At 45.3% G+C, this 20,375-nt stretch carries 19 protein-coding genes and 1 CRISPR repeat array; of the genes, 11 read left to right on the forward strand and 8 right to left on the reverse strand.

Features of this window, described 5'->3' with window-relative positions:
- Positions 1-111 precede the first annotated feature (111 nt).
- On the reverse strand, positions 112-438 hold the full coding sequence (locus OSCIL6407_RS0101790; RefSeq protein WP_007355649.1) for a thioredoxin family protein: 327 nt from the start codon (positions 436-438) through the stop codon (positions 112-114).
- 229 nt (positions 439-667) lie between these two features.
- Between OSCIL6407_RS0101790 and glpX the strand changes: the two genes are divergently transcribed.
- Both glpX and OSCIL6407_RS0101800 read left to right on the forward strand, forming a co-directional pair.
- Complete coding sequence (gene glpX / locus OSCIL6407_RS0101795; RefSeq protein ID WP_007355648.1) at positions 668-1,705, forward strand: class II fructose-bisphosphatase; 1,038 nt, start codon at positions 668-670, stop codon at positions 1,703-1,705.
- Between the two features lie 292 nt (positions 1,706-1,997).
- The gene (locus tag OSCIL6407_RS0101800; protein ID WP_007355647.1) at positions 1,998-3,284 is read left to right on the forward strand and encodes a glutamyl-tRNA reductase; all 1,287 of its coding nucleotides are present in this window, start codon (positions 1,998-2,000) and stop codon (positions 3,282-3,284) included.
- Between the two features lie 736 nt (positions 3,285-4,020).
- Here OSCIL6407_RS0101800 and OSCIL6407_RS0101805 read toward each other — a convergent pair.
- Together OSCIL6407_RS0101805 and OSCIL6407_RS0101810 are read right to left on the reverse strand one after the other, a co-directional pair.
- Complete coding sequence (locus OSCIL6407_RS0101805; protein WP_007355645.1) at positions 4,021-4,407, reverse strand: hypothetical protein; 387 nt, start codon at positions 4,405-4,407, stop codon at positions 4,021-4,023.
- 211 nt (positions 4,408-4,618) lie between these two features.
- Positions 4,619-6,568: an iron uptake porin gene (locus tag OSCIL6407_RS0101810; protein WP_007355644.1), complete on the reverse strand. Its 1,950-nt coding sequence runs from the start codon at positions 6,566-6,568 to the stop codon at positions 4,619-4,621.
- Positions 6,569-6,829: 261 nt separating this feature from the next.
- On the opposite strand from OSCIL6407_RS0101810, the gene OSCIL6407_RS0101815 reads away from it, so the two are divergent.
- The 4 genes from OSCIL6407_RS0101815 to OSCIL6407_RS0101835 all read left to right on the forward strand — a co-directional run bounded on the left by OSCIL6407_RS0101815 (position 6,830) and on the right by OSCIL6407_RS0101835 (position 11,491).
- Complete coding sequence (locus tag OSCIL6407_RS0101815) at positions 6,830-7,975, forward strand: glycosyltransferase (RefSeq protein ID WP_202796239.1); 1,146 nt, start codon at positions 6,830-6,832, stop codon at positions 7,973-7,975.
- Positions 7,976-8,157: 182 nt separating this feature from the next.
- Complete coding sequence (locus OSCIL6407_RS0101820) at positions 8,158-8,889, forward strand: sugar transferase (RefSeq protein WP_007355642.1); 732 nt, start codon at positions 8,158-8,160, stop codon at positions 8,887-8,889.
- A gap of 484 nt (positions 8,890-9,373) precedes the next feature.
- The gene (gmd, locus tag OSCIL6407_RS0101830) at positions 9,374-10,405 is read left to right on the forward strand and encodes a GDP-mannose 4,6-dehydratase (protein WP_007354856.1); all 1,032 of its coding nucleotides are present in this window, start codon (positions 9,374-9,376) and stop codon (positions 10,403-10,405) included.
- A gap of 141 nt (positions 10,406-10,546) precedes the next feature.
- Positions 10,547-11,491 carry a GDP-L-fucose synthase family protein gene (locus OSCIL6407_RS0101835; RefSeq protein ID WP_007354857.1) on the forward strand — a complete coding sequence of 315 codons (945 nt, stop codon included), beginning with the start codon at positions 10,547-10,549 and terminating at the stop codon, positions 11,489-11,491.
- 88 nt (positions 11,492-11,579) lie between these two features.
- On the opposite strand, the gene OSCIL6407_RS0101840 is transcribed toward OSCIL6407_RS0101835, so the two are convergent.
- Positions 11,580-11,954 carry an RpnC/YadD family protein gene (locus tag OSCIL6407_RS0101840; RefSeq protein ID WP_007354858.1) on the reverse strand — a complete coding sequence of 125 codons (375 nt, stop codon included), beginning with the start codon at positions 11,952-11,954 and terminating at the stop codon, positions 11,580-11,582.
- 120 nt (positions 11,955-12,074) lie between these two features.
- On the opposite strand from OSCIL6407_RS0101840, the gene OSCIL6407_RS0101845 reads away from it, so the two are divergent.
- Together OSCIL6407_RS0101845 and OSCIL6407_RS0101850 are read left to right on the forward strand one after the other, a co-directional pair.
- Positions 12,075-12,656, forward strand: coding sequence for a 5-formyltetrahydrofolate cyclo-ligase (locus OSCIL6407_RS0101845; RefSeq protein WP_007354859.1), 582 nt, complete (start codon positions 12,075-12,077; stop codon positions 12,654-12,656).
- A 228-nt stretch (positions 12,657-12,884) separates the two neighbouring features.
- Entirely contained in the window at positions 12,885-13,658 is a 774-nt protein-coding gene (locus OSCIL6407_RS0101850; protein ID WP_007354860.1) for a fumarylacetoacetate hydrolase family protein, read from the forward strand.
- 184 nt (positions 13,659-13,842) lie between these two features.
- Here OSCIL6407_RS0101850 and OSCIL6407_RS0101855 read toward each other — a convergent pair whose 3' ends face one another.
- The gene (locus tag OSCIL6407_RS0101855) at positions 13,843-14,316 is read right to left on the reverse strand and encodes a Tic20 family protein (protein ID WP_007354861.1); all 474 of its coding nucleotides are present in this window, start codon (positions 14,314-14,316) and stop codon (positions 13,843-13,845) included.
- A 320-nt stretch (positions 14,317-14,636) separates the two neighbouring features.
- The gene (locus OSCIL6407_RS0101860) at positions 14,637-14,834 is read right to left on the reverse strand and encodes a hypothetical protein (protein ID WP_007354862.1); all 198 of its coding nucleotides are present in this window, start codon (positions 14,832-14,834) and stop codon (positions 14,637-14,639) included.
- A 313-nt stretch (positions 14,835-15,147) separates the two neighbouring features.
- Here OSCIL6407_RS0101860 and glyA point away from each other — a divergent pair, with 313 nt between their 5' ends.
- A complete protein-coding gene (glyA, locus tag OSCIL6407_RS0101865) occupies positions 15,148-16,431 on the forward strand; it encodes a serine hydroxymethyltransferase (RefSeq protein ID WP_007354863.1) in 1,284 nt (427 codons plus the stop codon).
- Here glyA and OSCIL6407_RS36855 read toward each other — a convergent pair.
- Positions 16,398-16,616 carry a hypothetical protein gene (locus OSCIL6407_RS36855; RefSeq protein ID WP_148288819.1) on the reverse strand — a complete coding sequence of 73 codons (219 nt, stop codon included), beginning with the start codon at positions 16,614-16,616 and terminating at the stop codon, positions 16,398-16,400. The genes glyA and OSCIL6407_RS36855 overlap by 34 nt on opposite strands.
- Before the next feature lie 58 nt (positions 16,617-16,674).
- On the opposite strand from OSCIL6407_RS36855, the gene OSCIL6407_RS0101875 reads away from it, so the two are divergent.
- On the forward strand, positions 16,675-17,736 hold the full coding sequence (locus OSCIL6407_RS0101875; RefSeq protein WP_007358156.1) for a glycosyltransferase family 4 protein: 1,062 nt from the start codon (positions 16,675-16,677) through the stop codon (positions 17,734-17,736).
- A gap of 343 nt (positions 17,737-18,079) precedes the next feature.
- Here OSCIL6407_RS0101875 and OSCIL6407_RS36105 read toward each other — a convergent pair whose 3' ends face one another.
- Entirely contained in the window at positions 18,080-18,253 is a 174-nt protein-coding gene (locus OSCIL6407_RS36105) for a hypothetical protein (RefSeq protein WP_007358155.1), read from the reverse strand.
- Positions 18,254-18,423: 170 nt separating this feature from the next.
- On the opposite strand from OSCIL6407_RS36105, the gene OSCIL6407_RS0101885 reads away from it, so the two are divergent.
- Positions 18,424-19,671 (forward strand): competence/damage-inducible protein A, encoded by a 1,248-nt coding sequence (locus OSCIL6407_RS0101885; protein ID WP_007358154.1) that lies wholly within the window; start codon positions 18,424-18,426, stop codon positions 19,669-19,671.
- 177 nt (positions 19,672-19,848) lie between these two features.
- A CRISPR array of direct repeats spans positions 19,849-20,176; the repeat unit is 37 nt; unit sequence GTTTCAATCCCTAATAGGGATTTATTTAAGTTGAAAG.
- The last annotated feature ends 199 nt before the right edge of the window (positions 20,177-20,375 follow it).

The following is a 20,375-nucleotide window of genomic DNA, read 5'->3' on the forward strand; positions in this document are numbered from 1 at the left end:
GCTCCCCTGCTCCCCCGCTCCCCTGCTCCCCTGCTCCCCTGCTCCCCCGCTCCCCTGCTCCCCCGCTCCCTCGCTCCCCTCTTTCCCTAGCCCCTAGCCCCTAGCCCCTTCTCATACGTGCTCGTCGAGCATTGCTGCTAACTTTTGCTTAGTAATAGCTCCCTCATAGACTGCAACCACCTCAGAGCCTTTAAAGAGCCTAAGAGCTGGCACTCCTTCAACCTTGTACTGCTTAACGGCAATGGGATTGGGGTCTATTTCCATCTTAACGACCTTGAGGCGATCGCTATACTCCGACGCTACCCACTCCACAGCAGGTGCAACCAACTTGCAAGGGCCGCACCAAGCAGCCCAAAAATATGCTAGAACAGGTTGCTCTGCTTTCAAAACTTCAGTTTCAAATTGCTCGTCGCTAATGACTAAAACGCTGCTGCTCATGGCTCTCCAATCTGACAGTACCGCTGGAAACACACTGATCTCGGACTGTATATTATATCACTTATGTCTCGATTCCCCAGTTTTTCCCGCCAATCCATAGTCAGCAGCAAAACTTAACACAAACTGAAGTAAACCCCAACGTTAACGAGATCCCCGCCTCTGATAGACTTTAACACTGGGAGTGCTAGAGAATACAGGCACGGACGACTTAATTGGGAGGATATACTTCGTGGATAATGTAATCGGTTTAGAGATTATTGAGGTAGTTGAGCTGGCTGCGATCGCGTCATCTCGCTTGATGGGTAAAGGCGACAAGAATGAAGCCGACCAAGTAGCGGTGACAGCCATGCGCGATCGCATGAACAAAATTCATATGCGCGGCCGCATCGTCATCGGCGAAGGCGAACGCGACGATGCTCCCATGCTTTATATCGGCGAACAAGTCGGCATTTGCACCCAGGAAAATGCCAAAGATTTTTGTAACCCCGATGAACTGATGGAAATTGACATCGCCGTTGACCCCTGCGAAGGCACTAACCTAGTGGCCTACGGTCAAAACGGGTCAATGGCAGTGCTGGCAATCTCCGAAAAAGGTGGTTTGTTTGCAGCGCCAGATTTCTACATGAAAAAGCTAGCAGCTCCAGCAGTTGCCCGCAATCATGTAGATATTAATAAGTCAGCTACCGAAAACCTGAAAATTATTTCAGATTGCATGAATCGCGCCATCTCCGACTTGGTGGTGGTGGTAATGGATCGCCCTCGGCACAAAGACTTAATCAATGAAATTCGCGAAGCAGGTGCAAGAGTGCGCTTGATCAGCGACGGCGACGTTTCTGCCGCAATTTCTTGTGCATTTTCCGGTACAAACATCCACGCACTGATGGGAATCGGTGCTGCACCTGAAGGCGTGATCTCAGCAGCGGCGATGCGCTGTTTGGGCGGTCACTTCCAAGGTCAGCTTATCTACGATCCAGACGTTGTAAAAACTGGCTTGATCGGTGAAAGTAAAGAGGGTAATCTTAAGCGGCTGAAAGAAATGGGTATCACAGACCCAGACAAGGTTTACAATGCCGAAGAGTTAGCATCTGGCGAAACAGTCTTGTTTGCAGCCTGCGGCATCACTCCTGGTACACTGATGGAAGGTGTACGCTTCTTTGCAGGCGGCGCACGCACCCAAAGCTTGGTAATTTCTTCTCAGTCAAAAACAGCTCGGTTTGTGGATACAATCCATATGTTTGATGAACCGAAGGCACTGCAATTGAAGTAATTGTTAGTTGTTAGTTGTCAGTTGTTAGTGGTTAATTGTTAATGGTTAGTTGTTAATAGTTGGTTGTTGATGTTTAGTTGTTGGTTGTTAGTTGTTGATGGTACGCTAGTAGTTGTTGGCTATTGCTGACCATCAATAATTAACAGTTAGCAATCATCAATAATTATTAATCAACAACATTCATCAATAATTAGCAGTCAACTAACAACCACGACTAACGACTAACAACTAACAACTAACAACCAACCATTAACAAATTAGCAATTAACCATTAGCAATTAACCATTAGCAAATGAATATTGCAGTCATAGGTCTTAGCCATAAAACAGCGCCAGTAGAAGTTCGGGAAAAACTGAGCATTCCTGAAACAAAAATAGAAAGCGCGATCGCACAACTTTGCGGTTATCCTCATGTTGAAGAAGTTGCCATTCTCAGCACTTGCAATCGGTTAGAGATTTATATAGTCACCAGCGACACAGAACCGGGAATTAGAGAAGTTACTCAATTTCTATCTGAGTCGAGCAAATTGCCTCTGGTTTCTTTACGACCTCACTTGTTCATGTTGCTGCACGAAGATGCAGTTATGCACTTGATGCGAGTTGCCGCAGGACTCGATAGTTTAGTGCTGGGAGAAGGGCAAATTTTAGCTCAGGTGAAACAAACTCATAAACTCGCACAGCAGTATAAAGGAATTGGTCGCATTCTAGAACGTTTGTTCAAGCAGGCGCTCACAGCAGGAAAGCGAGTTCGCACAGAAACTAGCATTGGTACTGGTGCTGTTTCTATTAGTTCTGCGGCGGCGGAACTAGCTCAAATGAAGGGCCAAAATTTAGCATCAAGTAAGATAGCGATTCTCGGTGCTGGCAAAATGTCCCGGCTTTTGGTGCAGCATTTGCTCTCAAAAGGTGCTAGCGAAATTTCGATTATCAACCGTTCTGTGCGGCGCTCGGAAGAGTTGGCGAGTCAATTTAAAGAAGCACCATTGCACCTTTATCCGCTGTCGGAAATGATGCAAGTTATTGCTGCGTCGGATTTGGTTTTTACCAGTACGGCCTCAACAGACCCGCTGTTAAATAAAGCTAAATTGGAAGCAGTTTTAGGTCTGAGTCAGTCTTTAATGTTGGTGGATATTTCTGTTCCGCGTAATGTTGATGCTGATGTTAATGACTTGCCGAACGTGAGAGCTTTTAATGTAGATGACCTGAAAGCTGTTGTAGCTCAAAATCATGAAACTCGCCGCAAGATGGCTCAGGAAGCTGAGGGTTTATTAGAAGAGGAAATAGCAGCGTTTGATGTCTGGTGGCGGAGTTTGGAGACGGTTCCAACTATTAGCTGCTTGCGGGATAAGATTGAATCGATTCGCGAACAAGAGTTAGAAAAGGCTTTATCTCGTTTGGGTTCTGAGTTTGCAGAAAAACATCAAGAAGTGATTGAGGCTTTGACTAGGGGGATTGTAAATAAGATTTTACACGATCCGATGGTGCAGTTGCGAGCACAGCAAGATATTGAGGTGCGCCGCCAAGCGATGCAGACTTTGCAAACGCTTTTCAATCTTGATGTGGGTAAGCAGTTCAGTTGAATTTAGGGTGGGCGCTTTTGCGCCCACTTTACTGTTGTATGTTTTAATCCCTGATAGGGATTTAGGTTAATTGTAACGATAACTACTGAAAGGTTCTATTCCAAATAGAGCTATGTTTCAATCCCTGATAGGGATTTAGGTTAATTGTAACCCTCGGACTGGACTAATTTTTATCGGGATACGGGTTTCAATCCCTGATAGGGATTTAGGTTAATTGTAACGCTAGATATTTTCCTCAAAATGAGGGCAAATCCAACAGCAGGGTTTCAATCCCTGATAGGGATTTAGGTTAATTGTAACCGCTTGGTGTTGAAACCCTTACTATATTTAGTTTTCAAGGTACAGTTGCGCGTGACATTTCTAAAAGTACCATTCCAGACCTCAGCTTGTCAATAGGCAAATTACAAATTTTCCCTCAAACCCTTTAACATCAAGCATTTCCAAACTTGCGGGAATCAAAATTCACGCCAACAACCCTCAAATCCTTACCCATCAAGGCATCCAGCCGAAAAAAATCCAACCCTGATTTTTACACCCACCCTCTCCCGCAAAAAAGTCCGATCGCATTGCTAATTACCAATCGCCAACCAATCAGCAATTGTAGCAACCGCCACAACGGTTAGGACACTCGCTCATGGCCCAAACTATTGACTCTCTTCCCCTCTTCCTCTCTTCCCCTAGCCCCTAGCCCCTAGCCCCTAACCGCTGAAAGCGGTTGCTGTAGCAATCAACCAAACTAAGGCAAAGGTGCAACATCATCCCCAGGCGCGATCGCACCTGCCTCTGGCTTAGCTTGCTGTTCGAGTAACAGCCGTTGTTTTTCCCGAAACTCCGCCGCCGCATCATTTAAATTCTGCTGCTGTTCCGAGCTAAACTCATCCATATTACGGAGAGTGCCTAACCTGGATCTGTGAATTAAATCAAAAATTCCCATTCCATTGCCACGCCCGGAAAAAGGATCTGTACTATCCTGAGTTTGAAAGTCTTGTAGCGGTTGAGCGCTATTTTGAGCACCGCTATTTTGAGCATGACTTGGCTGAGGTAGAAAAACAACAGCCACTCCGATTGCACTCACGGCAGCCACGATCGCGCTGATACCAGACTTAGAGGTTTTGATTTGCATAATTTTCCGCTAAACGCTCCCTTAATCATGGTATCAAACTAATAATTTATTTGCTCTCGATTCACTGTCCATTTAAGATCGGGCGATTGAAATCGCGGCTACACGAACAAAGTCCGCCTACGCGGACTAAAGAAAATGGAATCTTCAACCCGCGCAGGCGGGTTTTGTGTGTGTAGACGCGGTTTCAACCGCCCAGTTTCTTAAGTTGACACTAAAAAGTAAACGTAGTTCTCACCACACCAATCAGCAAATCAGAATTGTCGTTATTATGATCGGGGGCCGTCAGCCAAATAATACCGGGCGTAATCGAGATATTATCATTCAGCTTAAACTGATAGAAAGCTTCAACGTGCAAGGAAGTATCTTTATCCTCCGGTAAATCATCACTAGAAGTGCTTGTTACCTTCGGTTCCATCCCCACCAGAATACCCGCCAAATTGCCTTCTTTCAACAAATCTGGGAAAGCCAAAGTTACTGCCCAATTCCAGATTTTCATATCTCCCCTGTCAATTCTCCCTCCCAATGTCGAGAGGGTGCGTTGTGCAGTGTAGCCTACCCAACCGCCGAGAGCAAATCGAGGGCTAATTTGCAAGGATGCTTCTATCCCATAGGAGTTATTAGAAACAGGAAGCCCTTCCTCGCTATCAATGCCAAAATAATCGAGTCGGCTAGGAAAATTAGCCGCATTACTGCCAGTACCAGTGGTTACTCCGTAGGAATTGATATAAGTTAGACCGAGGGCAAAGCGATCGCTAGGGGTAAAAGTTAATTGAGCGATCGCACCGTAAGGGCCATTAAACAAACCCGCACCCTGCTGTGGGCTAGCGGGATCGGAAGCTAAATATCCGAAACTGAATTCTAAGCGATCGCCAAACTGATGTCTAATCCCAATACCTGCGCCCCCAACTTGATAATAAATCGGATTGCGCGTCCCAAAGTTAGAAAGCGCCCCAGTAGCACCATCCCCATCAAAGAAAGGATTAACTGTATTGGTAAAATCATCAGGAGCTCCAGCATTTGCCTCTAGGAAAACTGTGGTACTATTCCCAATCGGGAAAGCATAAAGCAAAGCATCTAAAGCTACCGTATTACTAGCTTCCCCAAAAGGCCCCGCATTAAACCTCAATTCCCCTTCTGGTGTAAAGGTAGAATTAGTCGAGAAAGAACCAAAATTTGTCACTTGCAGCCTAGTTCTGAGCAAATCTTCACCGCTGAAGCTAGTATCAAAATTGAGCCGTACCCTACTCCCCAAAATAGTAGAACTATCTATTTCCCTACCATTAGCATCATCTCCCGCCGCAATTCCAGCTAACCCAAAAATAACTTCCCCATTAAGTTTAGTTGTAGTGGAAAATTGATTTGCCTCTAATTCTGCCGTGCGAGCTTCCAAGGCATCCACGCGCCCCCGCAAAGTAGCAAGTTCAGCCGCAAATTCTTCCTGCAATCTTTGCAAGGCGAGTAAATCTTCTCTACTGGCTAAATTACCTGTACCACCAGCAATTAACTCATTAACGCGCTCTAAACAGGCATTTAAACCTGCTGCAAATTCGTAGCGAGTCATCGCCCGGTTGCCCCGATAAGTGCCATCGGGATACCCAGCAATGCAGCCATAGCGCTCTACGAGCGATTGTAAGGCTTGAAAAGCCCAGTCTGTAGGCTGAACGTCGGAAAGTTGAGAAACCGATGTTACTTGGCCAGCAGGCTCGTTATTAGTATTATTTTCAGAGCTGTATTCGTTGACTTGTTCTAAAACTGTTGAATTTGTCGCGGGTTCGGGATTTGGGATTTGTGATAGCAACAAGGGGGTGGAGATTTCCGCCGACAGGCTATCGGCTGGAATTTTCTGCGCTTGCGGCTGTGGTGCGATCGCAGTTTTTACAGATGCAGTTATTGCTATTTGTTGCTGATTGGTATTTTCTAGAGCAAGATGAGCTTGAGGTGCGATCGCTAACTCTCCCCTCAATTCCCCTGTACCCAAAACTCCATCTACTTTATCGAAGTCAGTTTTAGCATTAAACTGTGCGATCGCTTGCCCATCCTGAGCCTGAGTTATAGATCCAATTTTTACATCCGACTCTGCTAGCGCCGCCGCAGACACAGCCAAACTTGCTCCCAATACTGCTGGGCTTACCAGCAAAGCTTTCCACAAAATTTTCGACATTTTTACCTCACACCTATTTAAGCCAAAACAGCTAAAGTTTCTCAAATAATCTACCTAAAGAAACCCCTTGTCAAGAATAAGATTCATTCTTATTTTCGGAGAGCAGTCCCAATCTCAGTAAAATTTACTTCAGTGATAGGATGGCTATTTTTGGATGTTACAAATATCAGACTTTAAATACATAAAATAAGTTATTTGTCAATATCTAAAAGCCAAAAATTTAAAATAGGTATCAAGTGGGGAATTTCAGTGAAGTCTGCTGTGGAACTAAAATATGCCCTCGTTCACGAATGGTTAACCCCAAAAGCAACTGGCGGTTCCGAACTCGTTGTCGAAGAAATTCTCAAACACATCAACGCTGATGTTTATGCACTAATTGACTTTGAATCGAGCAATCCTGAAAGTTATCTTTACAAGCGGGCGATCGGCAAAACATTTTTACAGCACCTTCCTTTTGCCCGCAACGGCGTACAAAAATATCTACCTCTATTGCCCCTAGCAATTGAACAGTTAGATTTACGCGAGTATGACATCATTCTCTCCTCTTCCCACGCCGTTGCTAAAGGCGTGCTGACAAGTCCCCAGCAACTCCACCTTTGCTACTGCCATACCCCCATGCGCTACGCCTGGGACTTAACCTTTGATTACCTTCGCAGTAGCAAAGCCGGACAAGGAATTCAGGGCTTACTAACCAGGTATTTGCTCCACAGAATTCGCCAGTGGGACGTAATTTCTGCCAATCGAGTAGATTACTTCATCGCCAACTCCCAACACACCGCACGACGCATCTGGCGGTGTTATCGGCGACCCGCAGAAGTGATTTACCCCCCAGTAAATATCGATCGCTTTCGCTTTGAACCAAAGAAACAAGATTTTTACCTGACAGTTTGCCGTTTAGTCAGTTACAAGAGAATATCCATAGTTGTCAAAGCCTTCAATCAACTCGGACTTCCCCTAGTAGTAATTGGCACCGGCCCTGAGTTAAACTTGCTCCAGCAAATAGCTCAACCCAACGTGCAAATCCTTGGTTGGCAGTCCCCAGAAGTAGTTGAGAAATATATGGCCGAGGCAAAAGCCTTCGTCTATGCAGCCTGCGAAGATTTCGGCATCGCCTTAGTCGAGGCCCAAGCTTGCGGGACACCAGCGATCGCTTATGGAGGCGGGGGTGCATTAGAAACAGTAATTGATATTCGGCAACACCCAGAATCTGGAACAGGATTATTTTTCCCATCCCAGACAGAAGGGGCCTTAATCGAAGCAGTAAAGGCCTTCGAGGCCATGAGTGGGGCTTTTAACCCAGAAATGGGGCGATCGCAAGCCGCTCAGTTCCACCCAAAAATTTTTCAGGAACGCTACCTAACTTTTTTGGAACGCTGCTGGCAAGAATTTCAACCTGTAAAATTTTAAGGGAAAATAGGCATCAACATCAATGGTAGAAAGGGATTTCGGGATTTCATAGCCCTCAGCAAGGGAGGGCCCACTAGGGGAAAACTACCACTTTTTACCGATTCGTTGTGATTGATTTCTACTACCTTGCGTCTTGAGGCTTTATGATCATGACTGTGTGTGGTGTGAATTGAAGGAGTAAGATGACTGCCGACAGCCAACTCATCTCCGGCAAGGTAATTCGAGCGATCGCTCGACGCGGTTTTCAGCCTGTCCTGCCTAGAGACGGACGCATAGGCCTGTCTGTACAGAGCCTAGACGGAGAGTTTTTCAAGCGCTGCTTCGATATCCTGTTTTCCCTATCAGTTCTGATACTGTTTGCCCCGGTTTACCTGCTTTTGGTTCTACTAATTGCTCTAAGCTCGCCAGGGCCAGTTTTTTATGTACAAGAAAGAGTCGGTAAAAACCGCCAGCTCTTTAACTGTCTTAAATTCAGAACAATGGTGGAAAATGCGGATGAAATATTAGTGGAGATTATGGAAACATCCCCCCATCTCCGCCAAGAATTTCAGGACAATTTCAAGCTGAAACAAGACCCTCGAATTACATGGATTGGGAGATTTTTACGAGTTACCAGTTTAGATGAATTCCCTCAGTTTTGGAACGTTTTAAAAGGAGATATGAGTGTCGTCGGGCCTAGACCATTAGTTGTTGAGGAACTGCCGAGATACGGCCGCCACATCAACAAAATCTTAACCATCAGACCTGGAATTACAGGACTGTGGCAAGTATCCGGGCGCAATGACATCCCCTATCCCCGCCGAGTCCAAATCGACCTTTACTATGTAAACGCCAAAAATCTTTGGATAGATCTCTGGATCGTCGTCAAAACTATTGGCGTAGTGATTTTCCCCAAAAATAACGGGGCTTACTAAAACCAGCTATCAGCATTCAGCTACTATCTATCAGCTATTAGTTCTTAACTTTTTGTCAGGGTCAATTAGCCAATAGATACTAGGTGAATGCTGCTCGGTAGGTTGGCGTATATAAACTCAACATCTTATTAGGGTGGGCAATGCTCACCCTAAAATTTAATTATGACTAATTGGTAATTGGTAATTGGTAATCGCTAATCGCTAATGGCTAATGGCTAATGGCTAATGGCTAATGGCTAATGGCTAATTACCCCCATCTCCTCCGCTCCCCTGCTCCCCCGCTCCCCCGCTCCCCTGCCCCCGCTCCCCCGCTCCCCATCTCCACATCCTTCCGACTCATCAGAGATCTATATCTTTGCAAAAACTATACAGTTCCTTGACGCTGACTTGGGGATTATAGGTTAACGTAGAAATTTGATAATGGCAAAGGCAAGTAACAACAGCCTAGCCCTTAGAGTTAAAGTGTCTGTGAAGGGAAAATCAGATGACGGAACGCAAGCGAGCGCTAATCACCGGTATTACAGGTCAAGACGGCTCCTATTTGAGTGAATTGCTGCTAGAAAAAGGATATGAAGTTCACGGTATTATCCGGCGAAGTTCAACCTTCAATACCGATCGCATTGACCATATCTATGTCGATCCCCACAGTGAAAATGCCCGTTTATTCCTACACTATGGTGACTTGACCGACGGTACTACCCTGCGCCGGATTTTAGAAGAAGTCAAACCCGCAGAAATTTATAACTTAGGTGCTCAATCTCACGTTCGAGTTAGTTTTGACGCTCCAGAATATACCGTTGACGCAGTTGGTTTAGGGACACTGCGCCTTTTGGAAGCAATTCGCGACTACCGACACCGCACAGGGATCGAAGTGCGATTCTATCAAGCAGGTTCTTCTGAGATGTATGGTTTAGTACAGGAAGTCCCTCAGAAAGAAACCACACCATTTTATCCGCGCAGTCCCTATGCTTGTGCAAAGGTTTATGCTCACTGGCAAACTGTGAATTACCGCGAATCTTACGGGATGTTTGCGTCTAATGGCATTCTATTTAACCACGAATCGCCCCGGCGTGGTGAAACCTTTGTAACTCGAAAAATTACCCGTGCTGTAGCTAGGATTGTAGCAGGAAAGCAGAAAAAACTTTACCTAGGCAATCTTGATTCTAAGCGCGATTGGGGCTATGCTAAGGACTACGTGAAGGCGATGTGGCTGATGTTACAGCACGACGAACCTGATGATTATGTAGTGGCTACTAATGAAACCCATTCTATCCGGGAATTTCTAGATAAGGCATTCAATTGTGTCAATTTAGATTGGCACGAATATGTTGAGTTTGACGAACGCTATTTGCGTCCAGCCGAAGTGGAATTGTTAATCGGTGATTCGACTAAGGCGCGGCAAAAGTTGGGTTGGGAACCTTCTGTTACTTTTGAGGAGTTAGTAAAATTAATGGTGGACTCTGACATCAAATCTTTAGAACAGCAGCTTCGCGGTTCTGGCAACAGTTTTGATTAAGTTCTGCACCCTTTAACTGAATTAAAAGTAGGGTAGACATTGACCGCCAAAATATCTATCATTTAGGTAAAAAAATACTTTTGGTCAATGCCCACTCTACAGCTTGTACAAGCAAATTGCTCTTCAATTGAGGATAGAAATATGGCTGGGTTAGATTTGAGCGAGAAGCGGATTCTGGTTACGGGCGGGGCTGGTTTTTTGGGTCGTAATGTGATCGATCGGCTTGTGAAAGCAGGGGCTAATCGCGACAAGATTTCGATCCCGCGCTCGCACGATTTTGACCTCAGAGTGATGGAAAATTGCCAGCGTGCTGCCGAGAACCAAAATATTGTAATTCACTTAGCTGCTCACGTCGGTGGCATCGGTTTAAATCAACAAAAGCCTGCTGAATTATTTTACGACAATTTGATGATGGGGGTTCAACTAATTCACGCCGCCTATCAAGCAGGAGTTGAAAAATTTACCTGTCTCGGTACTATTTGTGCTTATCCCAAGTTTACTCCCGTACCTTTTAAAGAGGAGGATCTTTGGAATGGCTACCCGGAGGAAACTAATGCGCCTTATGGAGTTGCAAAGAAAGCTTTATTAGTTCAATTGCAATCCTATCGCCAGCAATACGGGTTTAATGGTATTTATTTGTTGCCTGTGAATTTATACGGCCCGGAGGATAATTTCGATCCCAAAAGTTCTCATGTAATTCCAGCATTAATTCGGAAAGTACATGAGGCACAGCTAAGAGGTGATAAAGAGTTACCCGTTTGGGGTGATGGTAGTCCTACTCGCGAGTTTTTGTATTCCTTGGATGCAGCGCGGGGGATTGTGATGGCAACTCAATCATATAATGACTCGGAACCTGTTAATTTGGGAACTAATCATGAAATCTCAATTAGAGACTTGATTAATCTCGTATGTGAATTGATGGGATATGAGGGAGAAATAGTTTGGCAGACGGATAAACCCAATGGTCAACCACGCCGATGTTTGGATACGGAAAGGGCGAGAAAGGCGTTTGGGTTTACTGCTGAAATGGACTTTAAGAAAGGGTTGAAGAAAACGATTGAGTGGTATCGGCAACACGCCGTGTAAGTTTCCAATAAAACCCGGTTTCGTCAACGAACCGGGTTTTTTCGGATGATTGTGGAAGGGAACTTATCCCTATGATGTCACTTAACTTTCACCCTAGTTGAGCGATAAATTCATCTATTGTCTCGCAAGTCCAAGCTTGACGTATTAACCTTTGCAATTCTACAACCGTTAACAGCTCTAATTGCTGAACTACTTCTGGCGGGACAAAGCCAAAACGGGTTTCTAGCGCTTCGAGAATAGAATTTCTCAAGCTTTGTTGAGCTTGTTGTAAACCCTGTTGTAAACCCTGTTGTAAACCCTGTTGTACTCCTTTTTGGAGAATGTCTTGATAAGTTACTGACTCTCGCATAATTTCCTCCCGAAACAATTGGTTAATAACGTCTTTGGTAAAGCGCAAACCAGCTAGAATGTTAATACAAGCGGTAATTTGTTCCCGTTCTGTTGATGGATCGATTTTACCCAAATAGAATAAATCAACAGGTGGAGGAAGAATAATTTATAATAATAGTTAAAACCTAACTTGAGTAGAGTGTACTATCCCTAATTGCCCACTCGCATATGTGTAGTACCAATCATAAATAATATGCTAACCAAAGCAGAATTACGCCGATCGCATCTCAAAACCCGCCAATCCCTCTCAGTACAAGCCTGGAAACAAAAAAGCGATCGCCTCTGCACCCACCTCCAACACTCACCGCTATTCACCCAAGCACAAACAATACTAGCCTACTTCACTTATCGCCAAGAACCAGACTTAACACCCCTATTTACCATCCCTAAAAAATGGGGATTTCCCCGCTGTAGCGGTAATCAACTCTCCTGGCATAAATGGACACCCGGAGATAATTTACAAACAGGAAAATTTGGTATACTAGAACCCGATCCAGACAGCCCCATCTTAGAACCATCCGCAGTCGATTTAATCCTTGTACCCGCAGTAGCTTGCGACACCAACGGCTATCGCTTAGGTTACGGTGGCGGCTATTATGACAGAATGTTAAGTTTACCAGAGTGGTCATCAAAGCCTGCGATCGGCATCATCTTTGAATTTGCTTGCTTAGCCGAACTCCCAATTGATTCCTGGGATCGACCCCTACAAGGATTTTGTACAGAAACAGGTTTAATAATGGTAGAAAAGCGATCGAGTCTCAACCCCATACGCTGAGTGGGTAGTTGCCCTTACAAACCAATGTATCCTAATTTCCCGATCGCAGACTTTTGTGTAGAGCCTAACTCAAAACTCAAAACTTAAAACTCAAAACTCTTGAATTTCCCAATCTCCCGCTATACTGCATTGGTTAAGGGTGAGAATGTCAACTCAGTTGTGCGTTGTCTAGCATAGCCTCAAAATCGACTTGCTTCGCCCCTACCAACTGAAAATTAATCACCACCTATGGCTCAACGCTACATCCGCATTCAAACCCCACAAGGACAGATTCATTACGGTTTGCTACAACTGAGCAGAAGCGTCCAGGTACTCGATGCACCTCCCTGGCTGAAAGGACAACCCACAGACTTAGAGCTGCAACCAGACACATATAAAATTCTTGCCCCCTGCTCCCCCTCGAAAATCATCGCTGTCGGCAAAAATTATACTGACCACGCCGCCGAAATGGGTACTCCCGTCCCTGCTGAACCTCTGCTATTTCTCAAACCGCCTACCGCCATCATTCCTACAGGAGCAATCATCCGTTATCCAGCACAATCTCAGCGAGTAGACTACGAAGGAGAATTAGCCCTAGTAATTGGGGAACCTTGCACTAACTGTAGCCCAGAAGAAGGTCATAACAAAATTTGGGGCTATACCATCGCCAACGACGTAACAGCTAGAGATTTGCAAAAACGCGACGGTCAGTGGACGAGAGCTAAAGGATTCGATTCATTCTGTCCATTGGGGCCTTGGATAGTCCGCGAATTGAGTCCTGGTGCACAATTACAGACTTTTATCAACGACACGAATGAACCAGTGCAGTCTGCCAAGATTAATGAAATGGTCTTTTCACCAGATTTTCTAGTTTCTTATATTAGCCAAGTTATGACCCTGATGCCGGGAGATGTAATATTAACTGGAACACCCCAAGGTGTAGGGCCATTACAAATAGGCGATCGCATCAGAGTCGAAATAGAAGGTATTGGTGCCCTAGAAAACACTGTAGGCCCTAGATAATTAAAAGTTAAAAGTTAAAAATTAAATTCTTCATTTTTAACTTTTAATTTTTAATTTTTAACTTTTATAGCAACCGCCAGGGCGATTAGGGCAAGTACAACTGCTATCTTTAGCCCATAATTCCTTACAGAGTAACCTCTTCCCTAGCCCCTAGCCCCTAGCCCCTAGCCCCTAGCTATAATTGTCACCGTACCTGCATATAAACTGCATCCGACAGCGGAGGAATTTCTGCATAACGTCCTAATAGAGACTGAACTACAGCATAAACAAATGCTGACACCAGACCTAGAAACACCATGTTAAAAAGAGTCTGAATCACAAAACTGACTTGACCACCAGCAAAAATTCCCAAAATCAAACTGCACAGAATCAAAATAATGTCGATCAGAATAGCCTGCATCGCATTGAAACGAATAAAGTGATTAATATTTTCGTTTCTTACCACGCCCAAATACAAGCCAAAAAAGATAATCAACCCAGCAAACGGTACTGTTTGGTAAATCTTTAGCACTGGAACTATCGGCACAAAAAATAGCCCTAGCACTGGAAACTGTCGAAATAAGAACTGACCAAACTGTAGCCCGTCAATCAAGGGCAACAGATAAGGCAAACAAGCAAAAATGCGTTCGGGAACAGTCGTAGAGCCGCGCCAAGTCATAAAAATTTCTCCTAAGTCCAGTAATTAACCATTCAGTTTAAAGTTGCCAATTTGGTTTTTGTCCGTGAAAATCAGAGACTGTTTCTCATGTGCCAGCTTCTAACCTCCTGACTTTCTTATCGTAATACGGTTTTTCTAAGTTGGGTGCTAAAGTAGGGAAAATATCGAAGGTAGATTTTAACCCGGCGTTCGTGTTTCCTGTTCTTACTGAAGTCATGGGGTTTTCAGGAGAACCCCGATCGCGTAGTTGCACAACTACTTACGACTCGCCGATACAAAGCCGCTCTCAACCTTTCAACCTAAGTGCTAGCACAAAAACACTACTGTATATTCGCAATGCGGAAGCCCATCTGACACTCGTATTGGTCGGGTTGGCTAGTAGCAGGTTTACGGATTGGATGGCCGCAGCGGAGTTGATTTCCCGTCCAGCGGGGTTGACCGCTCCGATCCGCCAGTAAACAACTTTGACATACAGACTGAGGAGCAAGCATCTGGTTTTCCATTAAAATGACTAACATTTGACACCTCCGGGAGAGTCCAGACCGCTAATTTCATTGTACTTCAAGACTTTGAGACTATCGGTTAAAGGTGAACACAATGTAATATTTATGTCAATACTTCCCCAGCCATAGTCTGGGAGAAGCAGTATAGTCCCAGTTAACTTAGGATAGGGAAACTAGGTAGGAAGTGGGATGACCTTCGCCTACTGGGGACTAAAAAGATGGGAAAATAGCAAAACAGGGAAATTTCCTCATTCTTTCGTGCTTCCTTAAACTTCCCCAAGACCGAATACCCCATCCCCAATTCCCAATTTGTTGAGAGGTTTACTTCGTGAGCGATACTAACTTAGAATTACTGGGCAAGACCGATCCCTTAGTTGCCGATTTGATCGGTAAAGAACTCCAACGGCAGCGGGATCACTTAGAACTCATAGCCAGCGAAAACTTCACGTCAGCAGCAGTTTTAGCAGCTCAAGGTTCTGTCTTGACCAACAAGTATGCAGAAGGTCTACCCACCAAACGCTATTACGGCGGCTGCGAATTTATCGATAGTGTAGAACAACTGGCTATAGATCGCGCCAAACAGCTATTTGGGGCCGCCCACGCCAACGTCCAGCCCCACTCTGGAGCTCAGGCTAATTTTGCAGTCTTCTTAGCGCTGCTGGAGCCTGGAGACACGATTATGGGCATGGACTTGTCTCACGGCGGACATTTAACTCATGGTTCCCCTGTCAACGTATCTGGCAAGTGGTTCAAAGTTCATCACTATGGCGTGAGCCGGGAAACAGAACAGTTAGACTATGCTGAAATATTAGAACTAGCAAAACAGCATCGACCAAAATTGTTGATTTGCGGTTATTCAGCTTATTCTCGTACAATCGACTTCGAGAAATTTAGAGCGATCGCAGACGAAGTAGGTGCATACCTCCTCGCCGACATCGCCCACATCGCCGGTCTAGTCGCAACAGGACACCACCCCAGCCCCCTCACTCACTGTCACGTCGTCACCACCACCACCCACAAAACCCTCCGGGGCCCCAGAGGCGGCTTAATTTTGACAAACGACCCAGAACTGGGTAAAAAGCTGGATAAGGCAGTTTTCCCCGGCAACCAGGGAGGGCCCTTAGAGCACGTCATTGCCGGCAAAGCCGTAGCCTTTGGCGAAGCCTTAAAGCCAGAATTTAAAATCTACTCCGGCCAAGTGATTGAAAATGCTCGCGCAATGGCTGCTCAATTGCTGGATCGGGGGTTAAAGATTGTCTCAGGTGGAACCGACAACCACTTGATGCTAGTTGACTTGCGATCGCTCCCCATGACAGGCAAACGAGCAGATCAACTGGTCAGTGGGGTTAACATTACAGCCAATAAAAACACCGTACCCTTCGATCCAGAGTCACCCTTCGTCACCAGCGGCCTGCGGTTAGGAACACCAGCAATGACCACAAGGGGGATGGGAACCACAGAATTTATCGAAATTGCCAATATTATTGCCGATCGCCTGCTACAACCAGAAGATGAAGCAGTGACAGCAGAATGTCGCCAAAGGGTAGCTACTTTGTGCGATCGCTTCCCCCTCTACCCTCACCTCAACTTGAGAGTAGCAGCCCTAGCTTGATTTTTGGGGAGAGAGGAAGCAAGAGATAGGGAGGATGGGGAGGATGGGGAGGATGGGGAGGATGGGGAGGATGGGGAAGATGGGGAGGATGGGGAAGATGGGGAGGATGGGGAGGATGGGGAGGATGGGGAAGAGTTATCTCCGTCTGCTCCCCCGCTCCCCCTCTTCCATCGTTCAGAAACCATCTGAAATGTAGTAGACTCTGCCTGACACCATATTTGCCCCGCACTTTACAGATTTCAGATGTCGCACCATCTGTACCACCTGGTTGCCTTTCTCGTTTCAGCGATAGTAGTCCTGTCGAGTACGCCGCTTGTCAAAAAAATTGGCATAGCTAGCGGTCGCGTGGATCACCCTGGTGGACGCAAAGTACACGATCGCCCGATGGTGCGTTTGGGAGGTGTGTCTATTTTTCTAGGCACATTAACCGCTTTGCTAATTGTCTGGTGGTCGGGAGGCTTTCTTGATGCCACCGGACAAAATCTCAACCCCCAAGATGAGTATGAAATCTGGGGCGTTACCATCGGTGGTCTTGCATTTTTCTTGATCGGTTTGGCAGATGACTTATTTTCTCTCTCTGCCTTCACTCGCCTGCTGATGCAAGTCAGCGTTGCCAGCATTGCCTGGTGGGTTGGCGTGCGGATCGACTTTCTGACAATTCCGACAATGGGACTGGTACCCATTGAAATCCTCAGTTTACCCGTGACAGTAATTTGGCTAGTTGGTATGGCAAATGCCATCAACTGGATTGACGGTTTAGACGGTTTGGCCGCAGGGGTTTCAGGCATTGCTGCCGTAGTGATGCTAATTGTCAGTCTGTTCATGCACCAACCGGCCGCCGCCTTAATTGCTGCTGCCTTAGCTGGCGGTTCCCTGGGATTTCTACGCTACAACTTCAATCCGGCCCAAATTTTTATGGGAGACGGTGGTGCCTATTTTATGGGATTTACCCTAGCTGGAGTGGGAGTAATTGGCTTAGTTAAAACTACTGCTGTCACCTCTGTTTTGTTGCCGTACTTGATTTTAGCGGTGCCAATTTTGGATATGTCGGCTGTAATTCTCGATCGCTTGCGTAACGGTAAGTCGCCATTTATTGCGGACAAACGCCACCTTCACCACCGACTGCTAGAAGCAGGACTTTCGCAGCGATTAACGGTTTTGTTTATTTACTCCTTAACTCTGTGGGTAGGAAGTTTAGCCCTAGCTTTTTCAGGAATTCCTAGCGGCTTAGTTTACGCCTTGAGTGCTACAGGCTTGCTAGGGTACACAAGCTGGAAAGTCTGGAGACACGCGGCTAAAAATTAATGACAGTTAACTATTAACTGTTAACTGTTAACGGTTAACTGTTAACTGGGAAGGAAAATGATCGTAATTTAAAATCAAATTTCGGTCTAATACCAATTCTTGAAACTATGACTACAGATAGTAAATATTCAAATTATAGACGAGAGTATAATATCAGAATTTATCTGTAGTGGGCATTTCAGGAAAGCTGTAGTACCAAGGATGTGAATGGTCGAGGTTAATAGAGCTTTCATTAGTTTGTCGTTATTAAGACAATTGCCGGAAAATCCCGTGACTTTAGCCCGGGAATGAAAGGCAATTGCAGAATTTATTTTGCCGTGATAAAGAATAACCTAAATTTTCCTCAGATTGACCTGTCTGGGTTAACACTGCTGAGTTTCCTACCTACCGAACTTTTTTGAAACAGGCCTGCCCGATCCTTGGCTAATGTAGGGAGTTGGTCGTAGAGCTTGCCAACGATCGCCTCGTAAGCAGCCTTAGCGCTGATGCTGTCGAAGATAGCGGGCGATTGCCCCATAATACCTAGAATTTACTGTCAAAATTCCAGCTAAATATTAGGTAATTTGGCTGCTCTGTATACCCCAACCAAAGACCCTAAGTTATTGTTCCTTCAGCTATAATTAAAAATTAAAACTGGAAAAAATCACCCATTTTTAATTTTTAATTTTTAATTTTTAATTCTTCCCGATGGTTGCTGAAATTATTTGTGTTGGTACAGAGTTACTGCTAGGCGATATTCTCAATAGCAATGCCCAGTTTTTAGCGCAGCAATTGGCAAGTTTGGGGATTCCCCACTACTACCAAACTGTAGTCGGGGACAATCCAGAACGGATTAAACAGGTGTTAGAGATAGCAATGGGGCGATCGCAGATCCTCCTATTTACAGGCGGCCTGGGCCCAACTCCCGACGACCTCACAGTAGAAACCATCGCTGACTTTTTTGAGACTCCCCTAACTGAACGTCCCGAAATTATCGCAGACATTGAGCAGAAATTTGCTCAACGGGGGCGCGTGATGAGTCCTAGCAACCGCAAACAAGCTTTAATTCCCGAAGGGGCTGATATTCTACCTAATTCTAGCGGTAGTGCTCCTGGGATTATTTGGCAGCCCCGCCCAAACCTAACAATCATGACTTTTCCGGGAGTACCTGCGGAAATGCACCTGATGTGGCAAGAAACTGCCGTACCCCATCTGCGGAATCAGGGATGGTGCAGCCAAATAATTTACAGTCGCACTTTAAGATTTTGGGGGATAACAGAATCAGCTTTAGCAGAAAAAGTAAATGATTTTTTTAACTTAGCTAACCCTACCGTCGCTCCCTACGCTAATCATGGTGAAGTCAAGCTGCGAATCTCAGCTCGCGCCGAGTCAGCAGGGGAAGCTACAAAATTGATTTTACCAGTAGAGGAAAAGTTGAGACAGATAGCTGGACTTGACTGTTATGGTGCTGACAGTGATAGTTTAGCGTCAGTTGTTGGTCAACTATTGCTAGATGCAGGTGAAACTTTGGCTGTGGCGGAGTCTTGCACTGGTGGCGGGTTGGGAGCGATGCTGACCAGTATAGCTGGCAGTTCTAACTACTTTTTAGGGGGAATTATTTCCTACGACAACCGAGTTAAAGTAGGGCTATTGGATGTTAATCCAGAAGACTTAGCTAAATTTGGCGCGGTAAGCCGTACAGTGGCAAAACAAATGGCTGCGGGAGTGCGATCGCGCCTAGAAACTACTTATGGTTTGAGTATTACAGGAATTGCTGGGCCTGGAGGAGGGAGTGAGGATAAACCAGTGGGATTGGTTTATATCGGTTTAGCGCGGCCTAATGGTGAAGTAGAAGCTTTTAAATATCGCTTTGGTACTCTGCGCGATCGCAACTGGATTCGGAATCTGAGCGCCTGTACAGCCCTCGATCAGTTGCGGCGAAAACTCTTAGGGTGACTCCTGTAGGGCCCTCGACCAATTGCGGTAAAAACTCTTAGCGCGACTACTTACTGCTAAAGAAAATACGCGCTACAAAGCGATTAATGGGTGAAAAAGAAAATAGCAGAGATGTAGAGCAATTTGCAATAGGTGCATTTCGTTAAACTGTGATTGATAGGGATTCTATCAATCATAGTTTCAATCCCTAATAGGGATTTATTTAAGTTGAAAGAAACACCAGTTCAACGTTGACTATCAATCAATTGTTTCAATCCCTAATAGGGATTTATTTAAGTTGAAAGATTGCACCAATTGAGGCAAAAGTACCGCAGAAAATAGGTTTCAATCCCTAATAGGGATTTATTTAAGTTGAAAGAAATCGTCGAATTTGTTCTTTTCTCAGCTTTTTGTTTCAATCCCTAATAGGGATTTATTTAAGTTGAAAGCCTTTACTTTTTCAAGCGCTTCTAGTGGGGTCAAGGCTTCGTTTCAATCCCTAATAGGGATTTATTTAAGTTGAAAGGCCCGACCTCTGGAAGCCTTGCTGTATTTGGTTTTCAAGGTACAGTTTCGTGAACCGATCATCAATATACCGTTTCAGCCACCGACTTGTCAAGAGGCAAAAACAAAAAAAGCTTCAAACCCAATCACAGCAAATATTACAGACTTTGCGGGAATCACCTTCACCATCCCACGCACCTCAAAACCTTGCAGCATAAGCG

This window comes from Kamptonema formosum PCC 6407 (genome assembly GCF_000332155.1).
Taxonomy (GTDB): Bacteria; Cyanobacteriota; Cyanobacteriia; order Cyanobacteriales; family Microcoleaceae; genus Kamptonema; species Kamptonema formosum.

Coding starts and splice junctions, on each gene's coding strand:
- OSCIL6407_RS0101790 (WP_007355649.1), bottom strand. CDS start 438: ATGAGCAGCAGCGTTTTAGTCATTAGCGACGAGCAATTTGAAACTGAA.
- OSCIL6407_RS0101800 (WP_007355647.1), top strand. CDS start 1,998: ATGAATATTGCAGTCATAGGTCTTAGCCATAAAACAGCGCCAGTAGAA.
- OSCIL6407_RS0101805 (WP_007355645.1), bottom strand. CDS start 4,407: ATGCAAATCAAAACCTCTAAGTCTGGTATCAGCGCGATCGTGGCTGCC.
- OSCIL6407_RS0101810 (WP_007355644.1), bottom strand. CDS start 6,568: ATGTCGAAAATTTTGTGGAAAGCTTTGCTGGTAAGCCCAGCAGTATTG.
- OSCIL6407_RS0101820 (WP_007355642.1), top strand. CDS start 8,158: ATGACTGCCGACAGCCAACTCATCTCCGGCAAGGTAATTCGAGCGATC.
- gmd (WP_007354856.1), top strand. CDS start 9,374: ATGACGGAACGCAAGCGAGCGCTAATCACCGGTATTACAGGTCAAGAC.
- OSCIL6407_RS0101835 (WP_007354857.1), top strand. CDS start 10,547: ATGGCTGGGTTAGATTTGAGCGAGAAGCGGATTCTGGTTACGGGCGGG.
- OSCIL6407_RS0101845 (WP_007354859.1), top strand. CDS start 12,075: ATGCTAACCAAAGCAGAATTACGCCGATCGCATCTCAAAACCCGCCAA.
- OSCIL6407_RS0101850 (WP_007354860.1), top strand. CDS start 12,885: ATGGCTCAACGCTACATCCGCATTCAAACCCCACAAGGACAGATTCAT.
- OSCIL6407_RS0101855 (WP_007354861.1), bottom strand. CDS start 14,316: ATGACTTGGCGCGGCTCTACGACTGTTCCCGAACGCATTTTTGCTTGT.
- OSCIL6407_RS0101860 (WP_007354862.1), bottom strand. CDS start 14,834: ATGTTAGTCATTTTAATGGAAAACCAGATGCTTGCTCCTCAGTCTGTA.
- OSCIL6407_RS36855 (WP_148288819.1), bottom strand. CDS start 16,616: ATGGTTTCTGAACGATGGAAGAGGGGGAGCGGGGGAGCAGACGGAGAT.
- OSCIL6407_RS0101875 (WP_007358156.1), top strand. CDS start 16,675: ATGTCGCACCATCTGTACCACCTGGTTGCCTTTCTCGTTTCAGCGATA.
- OSCIL6407_RS36105 (WP_007358155.1), bottom strand. CDS start 18,253: ATGGGGCAATCGCCCGCTATCTTCGACAGCATCAGCGCTAAGGCTGCT.
- OSCIL6407_RS0101885 (WP_007358154.1), top strand. CDS start 18,424: ATGGTTGCTGAAATTATTTGTGTTGGTACAGAGTTACTGCTAGGCGAT.